At 62.0% G+C, this 18,524-nt stretch carries 15 protein-coding genes and 1 tRNA gene; 11 read left to right on the top strand and 5 right to left on the bottom strand.

Annotated elements, in window-relative coordinates:
- Positions 1-155: 155 nt before the first annotated feature.
- The 4 genes from AC3WOG_RS15285 to AC3WOG_RS15270 all read right to left on the bottom strand — a co-directional run bounded on the left by AC3WOG_RS15285 (position 156) and on the right by AC3WOG_RS15270 (position 2,375).
- Positions 156-230 (bottom strand) — tRNA-Val (locus AC3WOG_RS15285).
- Between the two features lie 48 nt (positions 231-278).
- On the bottom strand, positions 279-1,013 hold the full coding sequence (dnaQ, locus tag AC3WOG_RS15280) for a DNA polymerase III subunit epsilon (protein ID WP_492578775.1): 735 nt from the start codon (positions 1,011-1,013) through the stop codon (positions 279-281).
- Between the two features lie 79 nt (positions 1,014-1,092).
- On the bottom strand, positions 1,093-1,539 hold the full coding sequence (gene rnhA / locus AC3WOG_RS15275) for a ribonuclease HI (RefSeq protein WP_341314767.1): 447 nt from the start codon (positions 1,537-1,539) through the stop codon (positions 1,093-1,095).
- Positions 1,536-2,375, bottom strand: a complete 840-nt coding sequence (locus AC3WOG_RS15270; RefSeq protein WP_492578774.1) for a class I SAM-dependent methyltransferase — start codon at positions 2,373-2,375, stop codon at positions 1,536-1,538. The genes rnhA and AC3WOG_RS15270 overlap by 4 nt, the downstream gene beginning before the upstream one ends.
- 19 nt (positions 2,376-2,394) lie before the next feature.
- Between AC3WOG_RS15270 and gloB the strand changes: the two genes are divergently transcribed.
- From gloB to AC3WOG_RS15235, 7 genes are all read left to right on the top strand, one after another.
- Positions 2,395-3,186: a hydroxyacylglutathione hydrolase gene (gene gloB / locus AC3WOG_RS15265; RefSeq protein WP_492578773.1), complete on the top strand. Its 792-nt coding sequence runs from the start codon at positions 2,395-2,397 to the stop codon at positions 3,184-3,186.
- Between the two features lie 156 nt (positions 3,187-3,342).
- On the top strand, positions 3,343-5,037 hold the full coding sequence (locus AC3WOG_RS15260; RefSeq protein WP_492578772.1) for a transglycosylase SLT domain-containing protein: 1,695 nt from the start codon (positions 3,343-3,345) through the stop codon (positions 5,035-5,037).
- 200 nt (positions 5,038-5,237) lie between these two features.
- Complete coding sequence (locus AC3WOG_RS15255; protein ID WP_492578771.1) at positions 5,238-6,479, top strand: MFS transporter; 1,242 nt, start codon at positions 5,238-5,240, stop codon at positions 6,477-6,479.
- 322 nt (positions 6,480-6,801) lie between these two features.
- Positions 6,802-7,956: a glutamine-hydrolyzing carbamoyl-phosphate synthase small subunit gene (gene carA, locus AC3WOG_RS15250; RefSeq protein ID WP_492578770.1), complete on the top strand. Its 1,155-nt coding sequence runs from the start codon at positions 6,802-6,804 to the stop codon at positions 7,954-7,956.
- Between the two features lie 117 nt (positions 7,957-8,073).
- Positions 8,074-11,328 (top strand): carbamoyl-phosphate synthase large subunit, encoded by a 3,255-nt coding sequence (gene carB / locus AC3WOG_RS15245; protein ID WP_492578769.1) that lies wholly within the window; start codon positions 8,074-8,076, stop codon positions 11,326-11,328.
- Between the two features lie 152 nt (positions 11,329-11,480).
- The gene (greA, locus tag AC3WOG_RS15240; RefSeq protein WP_492578768.1) at positions 11,481-11,957 is read left to right on the top strand and encodes a transcription elongation factor GreA; all 477 of its coding nucleotides are present in this window, start codon (positions 11,481-11,483) and stop codon (positions 11,955-11,957) included.
- A 20-nt stretch (positions 11,958-11,977) separates the two neighbouring features.
- A complete protein-coding gene (locus tag AC3WOG_RS15235; protein ID WP_492578767.1) occupies positions 11,978-12,487 on the top strand; it encodes a DUF4149 domain-containing protein in 510 nt (169 codons plus the stop codon).
- Positions 12,488-12,574: 87 nt separating this feature from the next.
- On the opposite strand, the gene AC3WOG_RS15230 is transcribed toward AC3WOG_RS15235, so the two are convergent.
- Positions 12,575-13,102, bottom strand: coding sequence for a YhbY family RNA-binding protein (locus tag AC3WOG_RS15230; protein ID WP_492578766.1), 528 nt, complete (start codon positions 13,100-13,102; stop codon positions 12,575-12,577).
- A 183-nt stretch (positions 13,103-13,285) separates the two neighbouring features.
- On the opposite strand from AC3WOG_RS15230, the gene AC3WOG_RS15225 reads away from it, so the two are divergent.
- From AC3WOG_RS15225 to glmM, 4 genes are all read left to right on the top strand, one after another.
- On the top strand, positions 13,286-13,948 hold the full coding sequence (locus AC3WOG_RS15225; protein WP_492579813.1) for an RlmE family RNA methyltransferase: 663 nt from the start codon (positions 13,286-13,288) through the stop codon (positions 13,946-13,948).
- Positions 13,949-14,140: 192 nt separating this feature from the next.
- Positions 14,141-16,030, top strand: coding sequence for an ATP-dependent zinc metalloprotease FtsH (ftsH, locus tag AC3WOG_RS15220; RefSeq protein ID WP_410836066.1), 1,890 nt, complete (start codon positions 14,141-14,143; stop codon positions 16,028-16,030).
- Positions 16,031-16,098: 68 nt separating this feature from the next.
- Complete coding sequence (gene folP, locus AC3WOG_RS15215; protein ID WP_492578765.1) at positions 16,099-17,013, top strand: dihydropteroate synthase; 915 nt, start codon at positions 16,099-16,101, stop codon at positions 17,011-17,013.
- Positions 17,014-17,041: 28 nt separating this feature from the next.
- Positions 17,042-18,421 (top strand): phosphoglucosamine mutase, encoded by a 1,380-nt coding sequence (gene glmM / locus AC3WOG_RS15210; RefSeq protein ID WP_492578764.1) that lies wholly within the window; start codon positions 17,042-17,044, stop codon positions 18,419-18,421.
- Positions 18,422-18,524 lie beyond the last annotated feature (103 nt).

The raw sequence follows: 18,524 nt of genomic DNA, 5'->3' as shown, positions 1-18,524 counted from the left end.
ATTTCGCGCCTGCAATCGTACGAGGTTTCGGTGTTGACTTCGAACGGGGCAGTGCGAATGCGTTGCTATGCGCCATGTGATCACCAGGACGTAGCATGCGAAAAGAAAAAAGCCTCAGGTCTTGCGACCTGAGGCTTTTAGTCTTCTTCGAATTCTGGTGGGTAGTACTGGGATCGAACCAGTGACCCCTGCCGTGTGAAGGCAGTGCTCTACCGCTGAGCTAACCACCCGAAGAGAGCCGGATTATGTCAGGGATTTTCCCACTCGTAAAGTACTTTTTAAGTAGTTTGCTCATCCGCGGCCGGCGCGGGCTCCAGCCTCCACACGCTCGTGCCCTTGACCGCCTTGTCGAGGCCGTCGAGCACGGTCTGGTGCGCGGCGAGTTCGTCGTCGCTGGCGGCGATCACCACCAGCTCTAGCGAGTCGAGCGCGACGCGCGGCGCGTGCGCATCGCCGCCGACGTGCGCGTCGCCGAGCATGTCGATGACGAGGCTTTCCTGGCCACGCGTCATCGCCAGATAGACTTCCGCGAGCAGTTCCGAGTCGAGCAGGGCGCCGTGCAGCGTGCGGTGCGCATTGCTGATGCCGAAGCGGTCGCACAACGCATCGAGTGAATTGCGCTTGCCCGGGAACATCTGCTTGGCGCGCGCCAGCGTGTCGATGATCTCGCCGCAGTAGGTGCTGACCGGTGGCAAGCCGAGCAGCGCGAATTCGACGTCGAGAAAGCCGATGTCGAACGGCGCGTTGTGAATGATCAGGTCCGCGCCTTGGATGAAGTCGCGAAACTGGTCGGCGATCTCGGCGAACTTCGGTTTGTCGCTGAGGAACTCAGTGGTCAGCCCGTGAACGGCCAATGCGCCTGGATCGCTGTCGCGTTCCGGGTTCACGTAGAAGTGCAGGTTGTTGCCCGTGAGCCGGCGGTTCAGCAGTTCGACGCAACCGAGTTCGAGGATCCGGTCGCCGGTGCGTGGATTCAGGCCGGTGGTTTCGGTATCGAGGATGAGTTGACGCATGTCGGATTAGCCTGCTCTAAAAAATCAGCGAAAAAGAAGGGCGCGCGCGGGTGCGGCGCCGCGGGCATTGAGGCAGGCATCACATCTCTGCAAGTGACGCGACGCCGCGATTGGCCAGTTGATCGGCGCGCTCGTTTTCCGGGTGGCCGTTGTGACCGCGCACCCAGCGCCATTCGATTTCGTGTTGCGCGACCAGCGCATCGAGCCGCTTCCACAGATCGGCGTTTTTCACCGGCGTTTTCGCCGCGGTCATCCAGCCTTTCTTTTTCCAGCCGTGAATCCACTCGCTGATGCCTTTCTGCACGTATTGCGAATCGGTGTGCACGACCGCTTTGCATGGGCGCTTCAGCGCTTCGAGCGCGGCGATCACGCCCATCAGTTCCATGCGGTTGTTGGTGGTGTTGGCTTCGCCGCCGAACAGTTCTTTTTCCTGGTCGCCGAAGCGCAGCAGTGCGCCCCAGCCGCCGGGGCCAGGGTTGCCCTTGCAGGCGCCGTCGGTATAAATGTCGATGAGATCGGAGGTCATTGGGTGTGGTTACGTGTGTTCGGTGTGGCGGCGGGCGCGAGGCCCGTGGCGAGGACGGGTTTTTTCACTTTCAGCGGGCCGACGAGGCGCATGCCGCGCACGCGCTTGATCGCCTTGATCATGTATGTAGCGCCGAAAATCGGCCACCAGCGGTCGCCGGCGGCTTCCATGAAACCGTAGCGCGAGAGCCACTGATCGCTGCCAAGCGGCGGACGATAGCAGCCGAAGCGTCCGCGTTCAAGGTCGAAACCAAGCAGCTTGATCCAGTCCTTCAGGCGCGTGAACGCAATCAGATCGACTGCCGCGGGTACGAACGGCCGGCCGGTCATCTTGCCGACCGACTGCCGCGCGCCCCACAGCGACAGCGAATTGAAGCCGAGAATGATCAGTTGCCCTTCGGGCATCAGCACGCGCTCCGCTTCGCGCAATAGCCGGTGTGGGTCGCTGGTGAATTCCAGCGTGTGCGGCATCACGATCAGATCGACGCTTTGTGCTTCGAACGGCAAGTCGAGCAGATCGCACCACACAGCGCTTCGCCCGGCCGGCGCGGGCAAGCCTTGCGGGGCGCCGCTGCCGAAGCTGTTGCCCACACGCCCCAAGCCGCGCGGGAAAGTGTAGGGCGCGCTGGCGCCGCTCGCGGCGTCGAGCACAAGGCCGCGGCACGGCATGCGGTTTTCGCGCAAGGCATCGAGCTGCGGCAGGCCGAGTTGCAGCGCATGGTAACCGAACACGTCCGACACCACCCGGTCGAGCTGGGTCTGTTCCCAGTCGAGCACGTAGCGTCCGGGGGGCGAATCGGTCCACGCGGGCCAGTCTATAATCGCTCGGTCAGTCATATCAAAGAATGCGTCGCCTATGAATGCGCTCGAGTACGTACCGGTCCCGGCGTTTGAAGACAATTACATCTGGCTCGTGTCCGACGGGCACCATGCGGTGGTCGTCGATCCGGGTGAGGCCGCGCCCGTTCGCGCTTATCTGGCGAAAAGGGGTTGGCTGCTGAGCGCTATTTTACTCACCCACCATCATCAAGACCACGTCGGCGGGGTGGCCGATCTGCTGAACGGCCAGGCGGTGCCCGTGTACGGCCCCGCCGGTGAAGCGATCGAGCATCTCACGCATCGTCTCAAAAATGGCGATCACGTGAATATCGAGGCGCCCGCGCTCGAATTCAGCGTACTCGATGTGCCGGGTCATACGAGCGGTCACATTGCGTATTTTCAGGCCGCCGACCCGCGCGGCACACCGCACGTGTTTTGCGGCGACACGCTGTTCGCCTGCGGCTGCGGCCGGTTGTTCGAGGGCACGCCCGCGCAGATGCTTGCGTCGCTGGATTCGCTGGCCGCGCTGCCCGGCGCCACCGAGGTCCACTGCGCCCACGAGTACACGCTATCGAACATTCGCTTCGCGCTGGCGTGCGAGCCGGGCAACGCCGAACTGCAAGCCTGGCGTGACGAAGCGAGCACACTGCGGGCGCGTCACGTGCCGACGCTGCCGACCACCATCGCCCACGAGCGCGCGGTGAACCCGTTTTTGCGCGCCGGCAATCCGGCCATTCAAACGACCTTGCAGGAGCAGTTGCACGAAAAAGTGTCCGATCGGTTGACAACATTCACGCTGATGCGCGAATGGAAAAACCGCTTCCGTTAACCAGAATGACATAAGGGTGTTCCTCACGCGAAGAATCGCGAAAATTCGCCAAGCCTAAGATTTGCTTGGTTTTTTCGTCATTTTCCGATTGACGTAAACGTTGCCGTTTCGTACTATCGGCTGCAAATTCCAGCCCTTGTGGAAGCCGAGACGTTCATGCGATTTATCTTAAGTGCGTTGTTGGTTCTGACGCTCGCCGCCTGCGCGAGTCAGGGACCAGCGACGAATAGCCCGACCACCGCAACAGACCCCGCCAGTCAGCAAGCCGTTGCCGACGCCCTTCGCAAGACAGCCACCGCCAAAGAGACGATCAACGTCGACCAAGGCTCGGTCACTCAACTGACGAGCGCGGACGCCGATCTTTGGGGCCGTATTCGCCGTGGTTTTCAAATGCCGGATCTGCAAACCGACCTCGTCGACATGCAGGTCAACTGGTACGCACAGCGCCCCGATTACGTGCAACGCATGACGGAGCGGTCGCAGAAATACCTGTATCACATTGTCGAAGAGCTCGAGGCGCGCCATATGCCGACCGAGCTCGCGCTGCTGCCGTTCATCGAATCGGCGTATAGCCCACAAGCGTTGTCGGTGGCGAAGGCGGCCGGCATGTGGCAGTTCATGCCGGGCACCGGCCGCACCTACAACCTCAAGCAGAACATGTGGCAGGACGAGCGCCGCGACGTGCTGGCCTCGACCAGCGCCGCGCTCGATTATCTGTCGCGTCTGCATGACATGTTCGGCGACTGGCAACTGGCACTCGCCGCGTACAACTGGGGTGAGGGCAACGTGCAGCGCGCGATCGCTCGCAACGAAGCGGCGGGTCTGCCCACCGACTACCTTAGCCTGCGCATGCCGAACGAGACGCGTAACTACGTGCCGAAGCTACAGGCAGTGAAGAACATCGTGATGAACCCGCAGACGTATGGGCTCGCGCTGCCGTCGATTCCGAACCACCCGTATTTCGTGACGGTGACCACCTCGCACGATATCGACGTGGAAATGGCGGCGAAGCTCGCGAATCTTTCGCTCGATGAATTCCGCTCGCTGAATCCGTCGTTCAGGAAGCCGGTGATTCTCGGCGCCACGCAGCCACAAATCCTGCTGCCGTTCGACAACGCCAGCGCCTTCGAGCGCAATCTGAAAACCTACTCCGGTTCGCTGTCGTCCTGGACCACCTACACGGTCACTGAGCGTTCCGCGCCGGCGGCGATCGCGCAAAAGATCGGTGTCGACGCCGACACGTTGATGGAAGTGAACAAGATTCCAGCCGGCATGCGGTTGAAGCCTGGCTCGACGATCGTCGTGCCGCGCGGCTCGGACGACGACGAGGACATCAGCGCGGACGTCGCCGAAAGCGCCGTGCTGGCGATGGAGCCCGACGTCCCCGATACCCGCAAGATGCTGATCCGCGTGCGCCGCAATCAGACGATGGCGGCCATCGCCGTGCGCTACGGCGTCTCGATCGGCCAGCTGAAGGCATGGAATCGCACGCGTCGCGATCAGGTCTCGCGTGGCCAGGTAATCGTTCTGCATGTGCCGGTCGGCAAGGCGATGCCGAGCGAACCCGGTCCGGAACGCATCTCGGCCGACGTGCAAGGCGGCGGTGTCGAGAAGATCGGCACCCGCGTCGCAGACACGAAGAACGATTCACGCTACGATAGGAAGAAGGGTCGTGGCCGTTCCAGCGTAGTAAAAGTATCGGAACCGGTAGGCAAAGCCAGCAAGCCGACAGCATCAGGCGCCAGCAAGGGCAAGGTGACGAAGGTGTCGGCTGCCACGTCCGGCAAGGCGTCGAAGGCCGCGGCAGACAGCCGCCCGAAGACCGCGGCCAACGCGAAGAAGGGAAAGTAGACCAAAAAGCGGCTCCCACGGGAGTGACCACATGCGCTGCGGGGGCAGCGCGTGAATTGCGCTCCGATCACACCGTGTTGTTTCCAACGCCGTCACCAGTGGTGACGGCGTTTTTCATTCTCCAGACTATTGCGAGCGAACCCGGCTCGTTTCCTTTATCGTTCGTGCTTTGGCCATACCGGGCAGTCCATCTTTCGCTTATGTCGTCTACCCAGCTGCGCGTTTTCCTCCTGTTTTCTGTCGGTTACTTCGTTTCGTACGTGTTTCGCGGCGTGAATCTCGGCTTTGCGCCTGTCATCACGCATGATCTCGGTTTGTCGGCCGCCGACCTCGGTTTGCTGACCAGTCTGTATTTTCTCGGCTTCGCGGGCGCGCAAATCCCCGCCGGTGTGCTGCTCAATCATTTCGGCGCGCGTCGGGTGACGGCGGCCACATTGCTGTTTGCTGCGGCGGGGGTGTGGGTGTTCGGCGCGGCGCATAGCGTCGGCGTGATGATGCTCGGGCGTTTGCTGATTGGCGTTGGTGTGTCGGTGTGTCTTGGCGCTGCCTTCAAGGCCTTGGCGCAGCATTTTGCGCCGGCGCGCTTGCCGCTGATGAACGGGCTGCTGATGGCGGTGGGCGGCCTGGGTGGCGTGATGGTCGGTTCGCCGCTTACGTGGGTGCTGGCCTTCGCGAGTTGGCGTGCGGTCTGCGTCGGGCTGGGTCTGTTGACCGTGCTCGTCGCGGTAGCGCTGTGGACGCTCGCACCGGACACCAAAGAAACGCATCATCAGGCGAGTGTCGGCGCCCAGTTCAAGGGCACCTTGCATATCCTTAAAAGTGCGGCGTTCTGGAAAATCGCGTCTTTCTCGGTTGTCACTCAAGGCGTGTTCTACGCGATGCAATCGCTGTGGGTCGGCGCCTGGTTGCGCGATGTGCAGGGTTTTGAGCCGCGTGAAGCTGCTACGTTAGTGTCGATTCTCGGCTTCGCGATGATGGCCGGCTGCGTCGGCTTTGGCGCGGCGGCGCGCAGCCTCGAGCGACGAGGCGTGTCGCTGTACGCGTTTTGCGGCATCGGCATGGCGCTGTTCGTTCTCACGCAGTTGCTGATCATGTTCGGCGTGCGGTTGCCTGCGGGGCTGCTGTGGGCTGCATACGGGATTTTCGGCGGCACCGGCATTCTCAGTTACGCGGTGATGGCGCGGCATTTCCCTGCACAGATGATCGGCCGGGCCAACACCACGCTGACACTGATCATTTTTTTGCTGATTTTCGGTTTTCAGATTGGCGTTGGCGCCGTGCTGTCGCACTGGCCGGCGAGCGACGGCCATTATCCGGCCGCCGCGCACCTGACTGCCTGGGGCATTCTGGTGGCGCTGCAAGTGTTGAGCGCGATCTGGTACGTATTGCCTGGCCGTAGGCTGAGTCAGCCGGCGCACGTGGTCGCCGAACGGCAGTCCTGAACGTGCCGGGCGTTGGTTCACGCTTGCTCGCCAGCTCGGATTTGGCGGGAAGGGTAGTTTCACGCTATAATTTCAAGGTTTGAGCTTATCAACCCGCACCCTAGCGCCTACCTCTCCCATACCGTTCATCCGCCGCGCGCCGCCAGCGTAGCAAAGGGCCCCGCACCCAGCCGATCGTCCATACAATGGACCCATCGCGCCCCTTGCAACCTTGGCAGCAGATCGCGAGCGAGCCTGCGCGCGCATCTTCGCCGATGCGCCTTGCTGCGGCTCGCAGTCGGATAGACAGGTCGGCAACAGGGTGTTCTCCAAGGAGTCTCCCGTGTTGCCGTCATTTTCTCCCGCTCTGCTCGCGCTCGCCGACGGCACGGTCTTTCGTGGTTACTCGATCGGCGCCCCCGGGCACACGATCGGCGAAGTCGTGTTCAACACCGCTATCACCGGCTATCAGGAAATCCTGACTGACCCGAGCTACGCGCGCCAGATCGTGACCCTCACGTATCCGCACATCGGTAACGTCGGTGTGAATGCCGAAGACGTCGAAGCCACCAAAGTCCATGCCGCCGGCCTGATCATTCGCGATCTGCCGGTTCTCGCATCGAACTTCCGCATGGAGCGCACGCTCCCGCAATACCTGCAGGACGAAGGCGTTGTCGCCATCGCCGGTCTCGATACCCGCAAGCTGACCCGTGTGCTGCGCGACAAGGGCGCGCAGAATGGCGCCATTCTGGCCGGCTCGGATGACGAAGCGAAGGCAATCGAACTCGCGCGCTCGTTCCCGGGTTTGTCGGGCATGGACCTCGCGAAGGTCGTGTCGACGAAAGAAACCTACGAATGGACCCAGACCGAATGGCGTCTGGGCACCGGCTACGGCAAGCAGAACGCGGCGAAGTACCGCGTAGTCGCATTCGATTACGGCGTCAAATACAACATCCTGCGCATGCTGGCTGAACGCGGCTGCCACGTCACCGTACTGCCCGCGCAAGCCAGTGCGGCCGACGCGCTCGCCCTCAATCCGGACGGCATCTTCCTGTCGAACGGCCCGGGCGACCCGGAACCGTGCGACTACGCGATCGCGGCTACCAAGGAGTTGATCGATCGCGGCATCCCGACTTTCGGCATCTGCCTCGGCCACCAGATCATGGGTCTCGCGGTCGGTGCAAAGACCATGAAGATGAAAACGGGCCACCACGGCGCGAACCATCCGGTGAAGGATCTCGGCGACGGCCGCGTGGTCATCACGTCGCAGAATCACGGCTTCGCGGTCGACGCCGACACGCTGCCGGCCAATGCCCGCGTCACGCACATTTCGCTGTTCGACGGCACGCTGCAAGGTTTCGCGCTGACTGACAAGCCGGCTTTCTGCTTCCAGGGTCACCCGGAAGCGTCGCCCGGCCCGAATGACATCGCCTATCTGTTCGACCGCTTCACCGCGTTGATGGACGCAAAGAAGGGCGACAAGACCGCAGCGGCATAAGCATGGATGCGGTTCTGCTCGCCATGCGCGAGCAGAACCGCCAGGAACAGAGCGCGCGCAACTTAGAAACGACGCGCGCCGACGGAAAGAATTCAGGAATACATTAGCGAGAGCGTTATGCCCAAGCGGACAGACATCAAGAGCATCCTCATCATCGGCGCGGGTCCGATCATCATCGGCCAGGCGTGCGAGTTCGATTACTCGGGCGCGCAGGCATGCAAGGCGCTGCGTGAGGAAGGCTACAAGGTCATTCTCGTCAACAGCAATCCGGCGACGATCATGACCGACCCGAACACGGCCGACGTGACCTACATCGAGCCGATCACGTGGGAAGTGGTCGAACGCATCATCGCCAAGGAGCGCCCGGACGCGATCCTGCCGACGATGGGCGGCCAGACCGCGCTGAACTGCGCGCTGGATCTCCACGCGCACGGCGTGCTGGACAAGTACAAGGTCGAGCTGATCGGCGCGTCGCCGGAAGCGATCGACAAGGCGGAAGACCGTCAGAAGTTCAAAGATGCGATGACCAGGATCGGCCTCGGTTCGGCCAAGTCGGGTACCGCGCATTCGATGGAAGAAGCACTGCAGGTGCAGGCGCGTATCGCTGGGGAAACCGGCAGCGGCGGTTATCCGGTCGTGATCCGTCCGTCGTTCACGCTGGGCGGCTCGGGTGGCGGCATCGCGTACAACCGCGACGAATTCGAAGAGATCTGCAAGCGCGGTCTCGATCTGTCGCCCACGCGCGAATTGCTGATCGAAGAATCGCTGCTCGGCTGGAAAGAGTACGAGATGGAAGTAGTCCGCGATAAGAAGGACAACTGCATCATCGTCTGCTCGATCGAAAACCTGGACCCAATGGGCATCCACACTGGCGACTCGATCACCGTCGCGCCGGCGCAAACGCTCACCGACAAGGAATATCAGATCCTGCGTAACGCGTCGCTCGCCGTGCTGCGCGAGATCGGCGTCGATACCGGTGGCTCTAACGTGCAGTTCTCGATCAATCCGAAAGATGGCCGGATGATCGTGATCGAAATGAACCCCCGTGTGTCGCGTTCGTCGGCGCTGGCGTCGAAGGCCACCGGCTTCCCGATCGCCAAGGTCGCGGCGAAGCTCGCCGTCGGCTACACGCTCGACGAGCTGAAGAACGAAATCACCGGCGGGCAGACCCCGGCATCGTTCGAACCGACGATCGACTACGTCGTCACGAAGATTCCGCGTTTCGCGTTCGAAAAATTCCGCGAAGCCGATTCGCGTTTGACCACGCAGATGAAGTCGGTCGGTGAAGTGATGGCAATCGGCCGCACCTTTCAGGAGTCGTTCCAGAAGGCGCTGCGCGGTCTGGAAGTCGGCGTCGACGGTCTGGATGAAAAGACCGATAACCGCGACGAGATCATCCGCGAGATCGGCGAAGCCGGTCCGGATCGCATCTGGTATGTCGGCGACGCGTTCCGTGTCGGCATGACGGCGCAGGAAATCTTCGAAGAGACCGCGATCGATCCGTGGTTCCTCGCGCAGATCGAACAGATCATCCTGAAGGAAAAGGCGCTGCAAGGCCGCACGCTGGCAAGCCTCTCCTATGACGAACTGCGTTACCTGAAGCAAAGCGGTTTCTCGGATCGCCGCCTCGCCAGGCTGCTCGGCGCGAAGCCGGCGGAAGTGCGTCAACGTCGTATCGAGTTGAACGTGCGCCCGGTGTACAAGCGCGTCGACACCTGCGCCGCCGAGTTCGCGACGAAAACCGCGTACATGTACTCCACGTACGAAGACGAGTGCGAAGCGAACCCGACCAACAACAAGAAGATCATGGTGCTGGGCGGCGGCCCGAACCGGATCGGCCAGGGTATCGAGTTCGACTACTGCTGCGTGCACGCCGCGCTCGCGATGCGCGAAGACGGCTACGAAACGATCATGGTCAACTGCAACCCTGAAACCGTTTCGACCGACTACGACACGTCCGATCGTTTGTACTTCGAATCGCTGACGCTTGAAGACGTGCTCGAAATCGTCGACAAGGAAAAGCCGGTCGGCGTAATCGTTCAGTATGGTGGTCAAACGCCGCTGAAGCTCGCGCTCGATCTCGAAGCGAACGGTGTGCCGATCATCGGCACGTCGCCGGACATGATCGATGCCGCGGAAGACCGCGAGCGTTTCCAGAAACTGCTGCAGGACCTCGGTTTGCGTCAGCCGCCGAACCGCACCGCGCGCGCCGAAGATGAAGCGTTGAAGCTTGCCGACGAAATCGGCTATCCGCTGGTGGTGCGTCCGTCGTATGTGCTCGGCGGCCGCGCGATGGAAATTGTCCACGAGCCGCGCGACCTCGAGCGCTACATGCGCGAGGCCGTGAAGGTGTCGAACGATTCACCGGTGCTGCTCGACCGCTTCCTGAACGACGCGATCGAATGCGACGTGGATTGCATCTCCGATGGCGAAGCCGTGTTCATCGGCGGCGTGATGGAGCACATCGAACAGGCGGGCGTGCACTCGGGCGACTCCGCTTGCTCGCTGCCGCCGTACTCGCTGTCGAAGGAAACCGTTGCCGAGCTGAAGCGCCAGACCGGTGCAATGGCGAAGGCATTGAACGTGATCGGCCTGATGAACGTGCAATTCGCGATCCAGCAAGTGCCGCAGCCGGACGGTTCGAAAGAGGACGTGATCTACGTGCTCGAAGTGAACCCGCGTGCATCGCGTACGGTGCCGTACGTGTCGAAGGCGACCAGCCTGCCGCTCGCGAAGATCGCAGCACGTGCGATGGTCGGCCAGAAGCTCGCCGCGCAGGGCGTGACGAAGGAAATCGATCCGCCGTACTTCAGCGTGAAGGAAGCGGTGTTCCCGTTCGTCAAGTTCCCGGCAGTCGATCCGGTGCTCGGACCGGAAATGCGTTCGACCGGCGAAGTAATGGGCGTGGGCGAGACTTTCGGCGAAGCGCTGTTCAAGTCGCAGCTTGCTGCGGGTTCGCGTCTGCCGGAGTCGGGCACGGTGCTGTTGACCGTGATGGACGCCGACAAGCCGAAGGCCGTCGAAGTCGCGCGCATGCTGCACGAGCTCGGTTATCCGATCGTCGCGACCAAGGGTACGGCTGCCGCGATCGAAGCGGCGGGCGTGCCGGTCAAGGTCGTCAACAAGGTGAAGGACGGCCGTCCGCACATCGTCGACATGATCAAGAACGGCGAGATCGCGCTGGTCTTCACGACCGTCGACGAAACCCGTGCCGCGATTGCCGATTCGCGTTCGATTCGCATGAGCGCGCAGGCGAACAAGGTCACGTACTACACGACGATGTCCGGCGCGCGGGCCGCAGTGGAAGGTTTGCGCTATTTGAAGGACCTCGAAGTCTATGATTTACAAGGTCTTCACGCTCGCCTAAACTAAGGCTCGAATACCTGTCCAGGATGTAAGTGCCGCGGTTAAGCGGCGTTTCGCAGGTGCTTTGGGCCCGGGTTTTCCCCGGTGCTCCGGCCCTCGCGAAATGCACTTAACCGCGGTGATTTTTTTTACGGCTGTTTTTTTGCATAGAGTTGTTTATGAGCACTGTTCCATTGACGAAGCGCGGCGCGGAAATGTTGCGCGATGAACTGCAGCGTCTGAAATCGGTTGAGCGTCCCTCTGTGATCAATTCGATCGCGGAAGCGCGTGCCCAGGGCGATCTGTCGGAAAACGCGGAATACGACGCTGCGAAGGAAAAGCAGGGCTTCATCGAAGGCCGCATTGCCGAAATCGAATCGAAGCTGGCAGGTGCGCAGGTCATCGACCCGTCCAAGGTGGACGCGGACGGCCGCGTGGTGTTCGGCGCGACGCTCGAACTGGAAGACCTCGATTCGGGTGCAAAGGTCCAATACCAGATCGTCGGCGACGACGAAGCGGACATCGACCACGGCCTGATCTCGATCAGCTCGCCGATCGCGCGCGCCTTGATCGGCAAGTCGGAAGGCGACGTTGCATCGGTGCAGGCACCGGGCGGCGTGCGCGAATACGAAATCATCGCGGTTAGCTACGTTTGAAGGCGGCACCGGTGTCCTTGATGCCGCATCGACTGTTCCGTCTGCTGACGGTGGTGTGGGTCGGTAGTCTGTTGACTATCGGCTATGCCGTTGCGCCCGTACTGTTCACCTCGCTCGACAGGATGACGGCGGGTGCGGTCGCGGCGCAACTGTTTCGCATCGAAGGTGTGCTGGGCGCGGTGTGCGGCATCTTGCTGCTGGGGTTGGCCAATGTGCTGATTCACCGCGGGAGCGATGCTTATCGCCGTTTGCGCTGGCTGATCGCCGGAATGCTGATGTGCGTGCTGGTCGGTTACTTCGCGTTGCAGCCGTTCATGAATGCCATGCGCGTTGCCGCGCTCGAAGCGGGCAGCGATGTCGGGCATTCGGCTTATGCGGCGCGCTTCGGCATCCTGCATGGCGTGTCGAGTCTGTTCTATCTGATCGAAAGCCTGCTGGGCGTGGCACTGGTGTGGAAGCTGCCGGCAAGCGTCGGCATAACGGCGGCGGAGCAGGGCGCTCACGGTGCTGCGGGGAAAGCAGCCGGCTGAGTGGCGTGCGGCTCCGGCTTGCTTAAGGGATTTGCCCACGCAGCACACGCCAAGGTGCGGGCCTTCGCCCGCACCCTCATGATTCGCTTACTTCGACGACTGGTGCGAGCGCTTCGCGCTGGTCTGGCGTTTCTTGGCCCGCTTGATGTTGCCGCCTTGGGTCACGCGTTCATTGCCGCGCACCACGACAGCTTTCGCCTTCGGCTTGCGCATCGGGATCTCGCTGGGCTTCACGACCGTCACCACGCGAGGTGCGCGGCCTTTACCCGGTTTGGCATCGACAGCGGCTTCGCGGGCGCTCGGCAGGGCGCCGCGCCTGGTCTTCACGGCCGGTTGCGATGTTTCCGGCTTCCAGATCACCAGCAGCTTGCCGATATGCTGAATCGGCGCGGCGTTCAGCTTGTCGCAGATTTGTTCGTAGATGGCGATGCGCTCTTCGCGTTCGTCGCCGAACACGCGGATTTTGATCAGCTGATGAGCGCCAAGGTGGACCTTGATTTCGGCGAGCACGGCGTCGGTCAACCCTTCGGCGCCGACGAGCACGACCGGTTTGAGCGCATGTGCCTGGGAGCGCAATTCGGCGCGTTGATCGGAAGAGACTTTAAGGGCTGGCATGGAAAGTGGGAGACTCGACTAAAATGGCGGCACCTGCATTTCCGAGAGATTCGGCCAATTGCGCAGGGCGGCGCGTCAGAACAACAGAATCGCGGATGACTGCCAGTTTTGGCGGTGGCCGCGCGAATTAACCGCGTATTATCCCCTAAAGCGCAACATAACGCAGCAAGAGTTCAACGTTTAATGGCAAAAAACAAGTTCAACACGGCGTGGTTGCACGATCACATCAACGACCCGTACGTAAAAATGGCGCAGCGGGAGGGCTATCGCGCCCGCGCAGCCTACAAGCTCAAGGAAATCGATGAGCAGGACAAGCTGATCCGGCCAGGCCAGGTGATCGTCGACCTCGGCTCGGTGCCGGGCAGCTGGAGCCAGTACGTCCGCAACAAGCTCGCCAAGGGCTCGCAGCGCGACGCGGAACGCGAGGGTGGCATCGACGGCACAATCATCGCGCTGGACATCCTGCCGATGGAGCCGATCGCCGACGTCCACTTCATCCAGGGCGACTTCCGCGAAGATACTGTGCTCGGCCAACTCGAAGAATTAGTCGGAGAGCGTCAGGTTGATCTTGTAATTTCGGATATGGCGCCCAACCTGTCGGGCGTGGCGGTGGCGGATGCCGCGCGAATCGAGCATCTATGCGATCTCGCGCTGGAATTCTCGCAGAATCACCTGAAGCCGGATGGTGCCCTTTTAGTCAAATGTTTTCACGGCAGCGGTTACAGCCAGATTGTCGAAAAGTTCAAGCATCAGTTCAAGGTGGTGGCGGCCCGCAAGCCGAAAGCGTCGCGGGACAAATCGTCAGAAACGTTTATTTTGGGTAAGCATCTGAAGCGGCCCGCATAAAAGGGGCGCAGCAGCATAGTTCCGCATGAGCCGATAAAGGCCCGGTGGCGCCGGAAAATGGCGCTACGACTGCCCGCTACGCTATTTCTGTGGTAGTGAAACCTTATGGCAGGGGTCTGCGGACTGGATTAGAATGCTTTCGTGGTGCCGCAAGGCAAATGTAGGCGCCCGTCTAAGTGAAGGAGTGGTGCTTTGAACAACAATATGTTTTCGAAGGCAGCAGTGTGGCTGGTTATCGCACTGGTGCTGTTTACGGTGTTCAAGCAGTTCGACAAGCCCCGTGTCCAGGAAGGCGTTTCCTATTCGCAGTTCATGGACGACGCAAAGAACGGCAAAGTCAAGACTGTCATCGTTCAGGGGCGGAACCTCACGGTCACTCCAGCAGACGGCCAGAAGTACCAGATCGTGTCGCCGGGCGACATCTGGATGGTCGGCGATCTGATGAAGTATGGCGTTCAGGTGAGCGGCAAGGCCGATGACGAACCGAATGCGCTGGTGTCCGCGCTGTACTACCTTGGGCCGACGATCCTGATCATCGGTTTCTGGTTCTACATGATGCGACAGATGCAGGGGGGCGGGAAAGGCGGTGCGTTCTCGTTCGGTAAATCCCGCGCACGTCTGATCGACGAAAACAACAACGCAATCAATTTCACCGACGTCGCCGGTTGCGACGAAGCCAAGGAAGAAGTCTCCGAACTGGTCGACTTCCTGCGCGATCCGCAGAAATTCCAGAAGCTGGGTGGCCGTATTCCCCGCGGCGTGCTGCTGGTCGGCCCGCCGGGAACCGGTAAGACGCTGCTGGCTCGTGCCATTGCCGGTGAAGCGAAGGTGCCGTTTTTCAGCATCTCGGGTTCGGACTTCGTCGAAATGTTCGTCGGTGTCGGCGCGGCTCGTGTGCGCGACATGTTCGAACAGGCGAAGAAGCATGCGCCGTGTATCGTGTTCATCGACGAAATCGACGCGGTCGGCCGTCATCGCGGCGCCGGCATGGGCGGCGGTAACGACGAACGCGAACAGACCTTGAATCAGATGCTGGTCGAGATGGACGGCTTCGAGGCGAACTCGGGCGTGATCGTGATCGCTGCAACGAACCGTTCGGACGTGCTCGACAAGGCGTTGCTGCGTCCGGGCCGTTTCGACCGTCAGGTGTACGTCGGTCTGCCGGACATCCGCGGCCGCGAGCACATCATGAAGGTTCACCTGCGCAAGGTGCCGATTTCGAACGACGTGGACGCTGCGGTCATCGCACGCGGCACGCCGGGCTTCTCGGGCGCCGATCTGGCGAACCTGGTGAACGAAGCGGCGCTGTTCGCGGCTCGCCGCGGCAAGCGCATTGTCGAAATGACGGACTTCGAAGACGCGAAGGACAAGATCTTCATGGGTCCGGAACGCAAGTCGGCCGTGATCCGCGAAGAATCGAAGCGTGCCACCGCGTATCACGAGTCGGGTCACGCGGTGATCGCCAAGCTGTTGCCGAAGGCCGATCCGGTGCACAAGGTCACGATCATTCCGCGCGGCCGTGCGCTGGGCGTAACGTGGCAGTTGCCGGAGCATGACAACGAAACGTATTCGAAGGACTACCTGCTGGATCGCCTGGCGATCCTGTTCGGTGGCCGTGTCGCAGAAGAACTGTTCCTGAACCTGATCAGCACCGGCGCATCGGACGACTTCAACAAGGCAACGGCTACGGCCCGCGCCATGGTGGCTCGCTTCGGTATGACGGACGCGCTCGGACCGATGGTCTACGTCGACGACGAAAACGACGCTACGCCGTTTGGCCGCGGCTTCACGCGGACCATTTCGGAAGCGACGCAGCAGAAGGTCGATGCGGAAATCCGTCGCGTGCTAGACGAACAGTACAATCTTGCGAAGCGCTTGCTGGACGAGAACCGCGACAAGGTCGAAGCAATGACCGCCGCACTGATGGAGTGGGAGACGATCGACGCCGATCAGATCAACGACATCATGGCAGGCCGTCCGCCGCGCTCGCCGAAGAGTTCGCCGCCGTCGGCAAGCGACGCGTCGTCGGGTGGCAGCCCGGGCACCGAGGTCAAGCCGGGGAGCGCGACCGCGCCGGCCTGATAGGCGACAAGAAGAAAGTGCGGGCCGGTGTGATTCACACCGGCCCGTTTTGCATTTATCCGTTTTATATGAATGACCGCTACGTGTCGAAAGTCGAATTCCCTTCTCTTCCCATTCCCGAGCCGCTGCAGTGCGGCCGCTTCAAACTGACCTTTGAGCGCCCCTTGGTGATGGGCATCCTGAACGTCACGCCCGATTCCTTCTCCGACGGCGGCAAGTACGCAATGCGCGGCGACGCGCTGCGCCAGGCCGAGCGCATGCTCCTCGATGGCGCGGACATCATCGACATCGGTGGCGAGTCGACCCGCCCCGGAGCGCCGCCGGTGCCGCTCGACGAAGAACTGGAGCGGGTCATTCCGCTGGTCGAGCAACTGCGCGGCGCGAATATGCCGCTGTCGGTCGATACGTACAAGCCGGAAGTCATGCGCCACGCATTGGCAGCGGGCGCCGATCTGATCAACGACATCTGGGGCTTCCGGATGCCCGGCGCGATCGACGCCGTGCGCGACAGTCAATGCGGTCTGTGCGTGATGCATATGCTCGGTGAGCCGCAGACCATGCAGCTCGGCGAGCCAGCCTATGGCGATGTGGTCGCCGAAGTCCGCGGTTTTCTCGAAGAGCGCGTAGCGACGCTGATGCAAGCGGGCGTCGCCCGCGCGCGCATCAGCGTCGATCCGGGTTTTGGCTTCGGCAAGGCGGTGGTCGAACATAATTACGCGATGCTCGCGCATCTGCCGGACACAGCGCCGCATGCGGCGCCGCCGTTCCCGATCCTTGCAGGTATGTCGCGCAAGTCGATGGTCGGCGCGGTGGTCGGGCGTCCGGCGCCGGAGCGTGTCGCGGGCAGCATTGCCGCAGCGGTGTGCGCCGCCGAGCGGGGCGCCGCAATCCTGCGCGTGCATGATGTCGCGCAAACAATAGATGCATTGAAAGTATGGGCAGCCATGCGCGACGCGGCGAATCGCAGCCGCGCGCGTGGCTGAGCCCAAAAGCCAAGGAGGAACATAAAAGATGGCACGTCGTTATTTCGGAACGGACGGGATTCGGGGCAAGGTCGGGGAAGGACCCATCACGCCGGAATTTGTTTTGCGGCTCGGCTATGCGGCCGGCAAGGTGCTTGCGGGCGCGGACCGCTGGGCCAGGACGAGCGCGCGACCCACGGTGCTGATCGGCAAAGACACCCGCGTCTCGGGTTATATGCTCGAAGCCGCGCTCGAATCGGGCTTTTCCGCCGCCGGTGTCGACGTGATGCTGGCCGGCCCGATGCCGACGCCTGGCGTCGCCTATCTGACGCGCGCGCTGCGGCTCGCCGCGGGCGTGGTGATCAGCGCGTCGCACAACCCGTACTACGACAACGGCATCAAGTTCTTCTCCGCCGACGGCAACAAGCTGCCGGACGAAGTGGAATTGCAGATCGAAGAGCAACTCGATCTGCCGCTCGCGTGCGCGGCCTCCGAGCAACTCGGCAAGGCCCGGCGCCTGGATGACGCAGCTGGCCGCTACATCGAGTTTTGCAAGAGCACCTTTCCAGCTGCGTTCGACCTGCGCGGCCTGAAGCTGGTCGTCGATTGCGCGCACGGCGCCGCGTACGACATCGCGCCGCACGTGTTCCATGAACTCGGCGCCGACGTGATCCCGATCGGCGTCGCGCCGAATGGCTTCAACATCAACGACGGTGTCGGCGCGACCGCACCGGACGCGCTGGTGCGCGCCGTGCGGGCGAACCACGCGGACCTCGGCATCGCACTCGACGGCGACGCCGACCGTTTGCAAGTCGTAGACGCAGCCGGCCGCCTGTATAACGGCGACGAGCTGCTGTACGTGCTGGTAAAGGACCGGATCGCGACCGACGGCAAGGTGGAAGGCGCTGTCGGCACCTTGATGACAAACATGGCGGTCGAAGTCGCGTTGCAGCAAGCCGGCGTGAAGTTCGTCCGCGCGGCAGTGGGTGACCGCTACGTGCTCGAACAGTTGCGCGAGCACGGCTGGCAACTGGGTGCAGAAGGCTCCGGCCATATTCTCTCCCTTGACCGCCATTCGACCGGTGACGGTATCGTGTCAGCGCTGCTGGTGCTGGCGGCGATGAAGCGCAGCGACAAAACGCTCGCCGAATTGCTCGACGGCGTCACGCTGTTCCCGCAGAAGCTGATCAACGTGCGGATGCAGCCGGGTGCGGACTGGCAGGGCAGCGACGCGATCCGTCGCGCGATCAGCAACGCCGAGGGTGCGTTGAATGGTCGCGGCCGTGTGCTGATCCGCGCATCGGGCACCGAGCCGGTGCTGCGTGTGATGGTCGAGGCGGAACACGTCAACGACGCGGTCCATCATGCCGAAACGATCGCCAACGCCGTGAAGCTGGCTACGGCTTATGCGAACACTTCCATCAGGTAGCGCCGGTAAGGGACGACAATGGAGACGACAACCCGCTCGTCCTGCGCCGGCACCCGGCAAGCCCGAAAATCCCACGCCACATGCCGTTCGCTATACGCAAACG

This window comes from Paraburkholderia sp. FW306-02-B (assembly GCF_058782725.1).
This window is presented reverse-complemented; position numbering and strand designations above follow the sequence as displayed.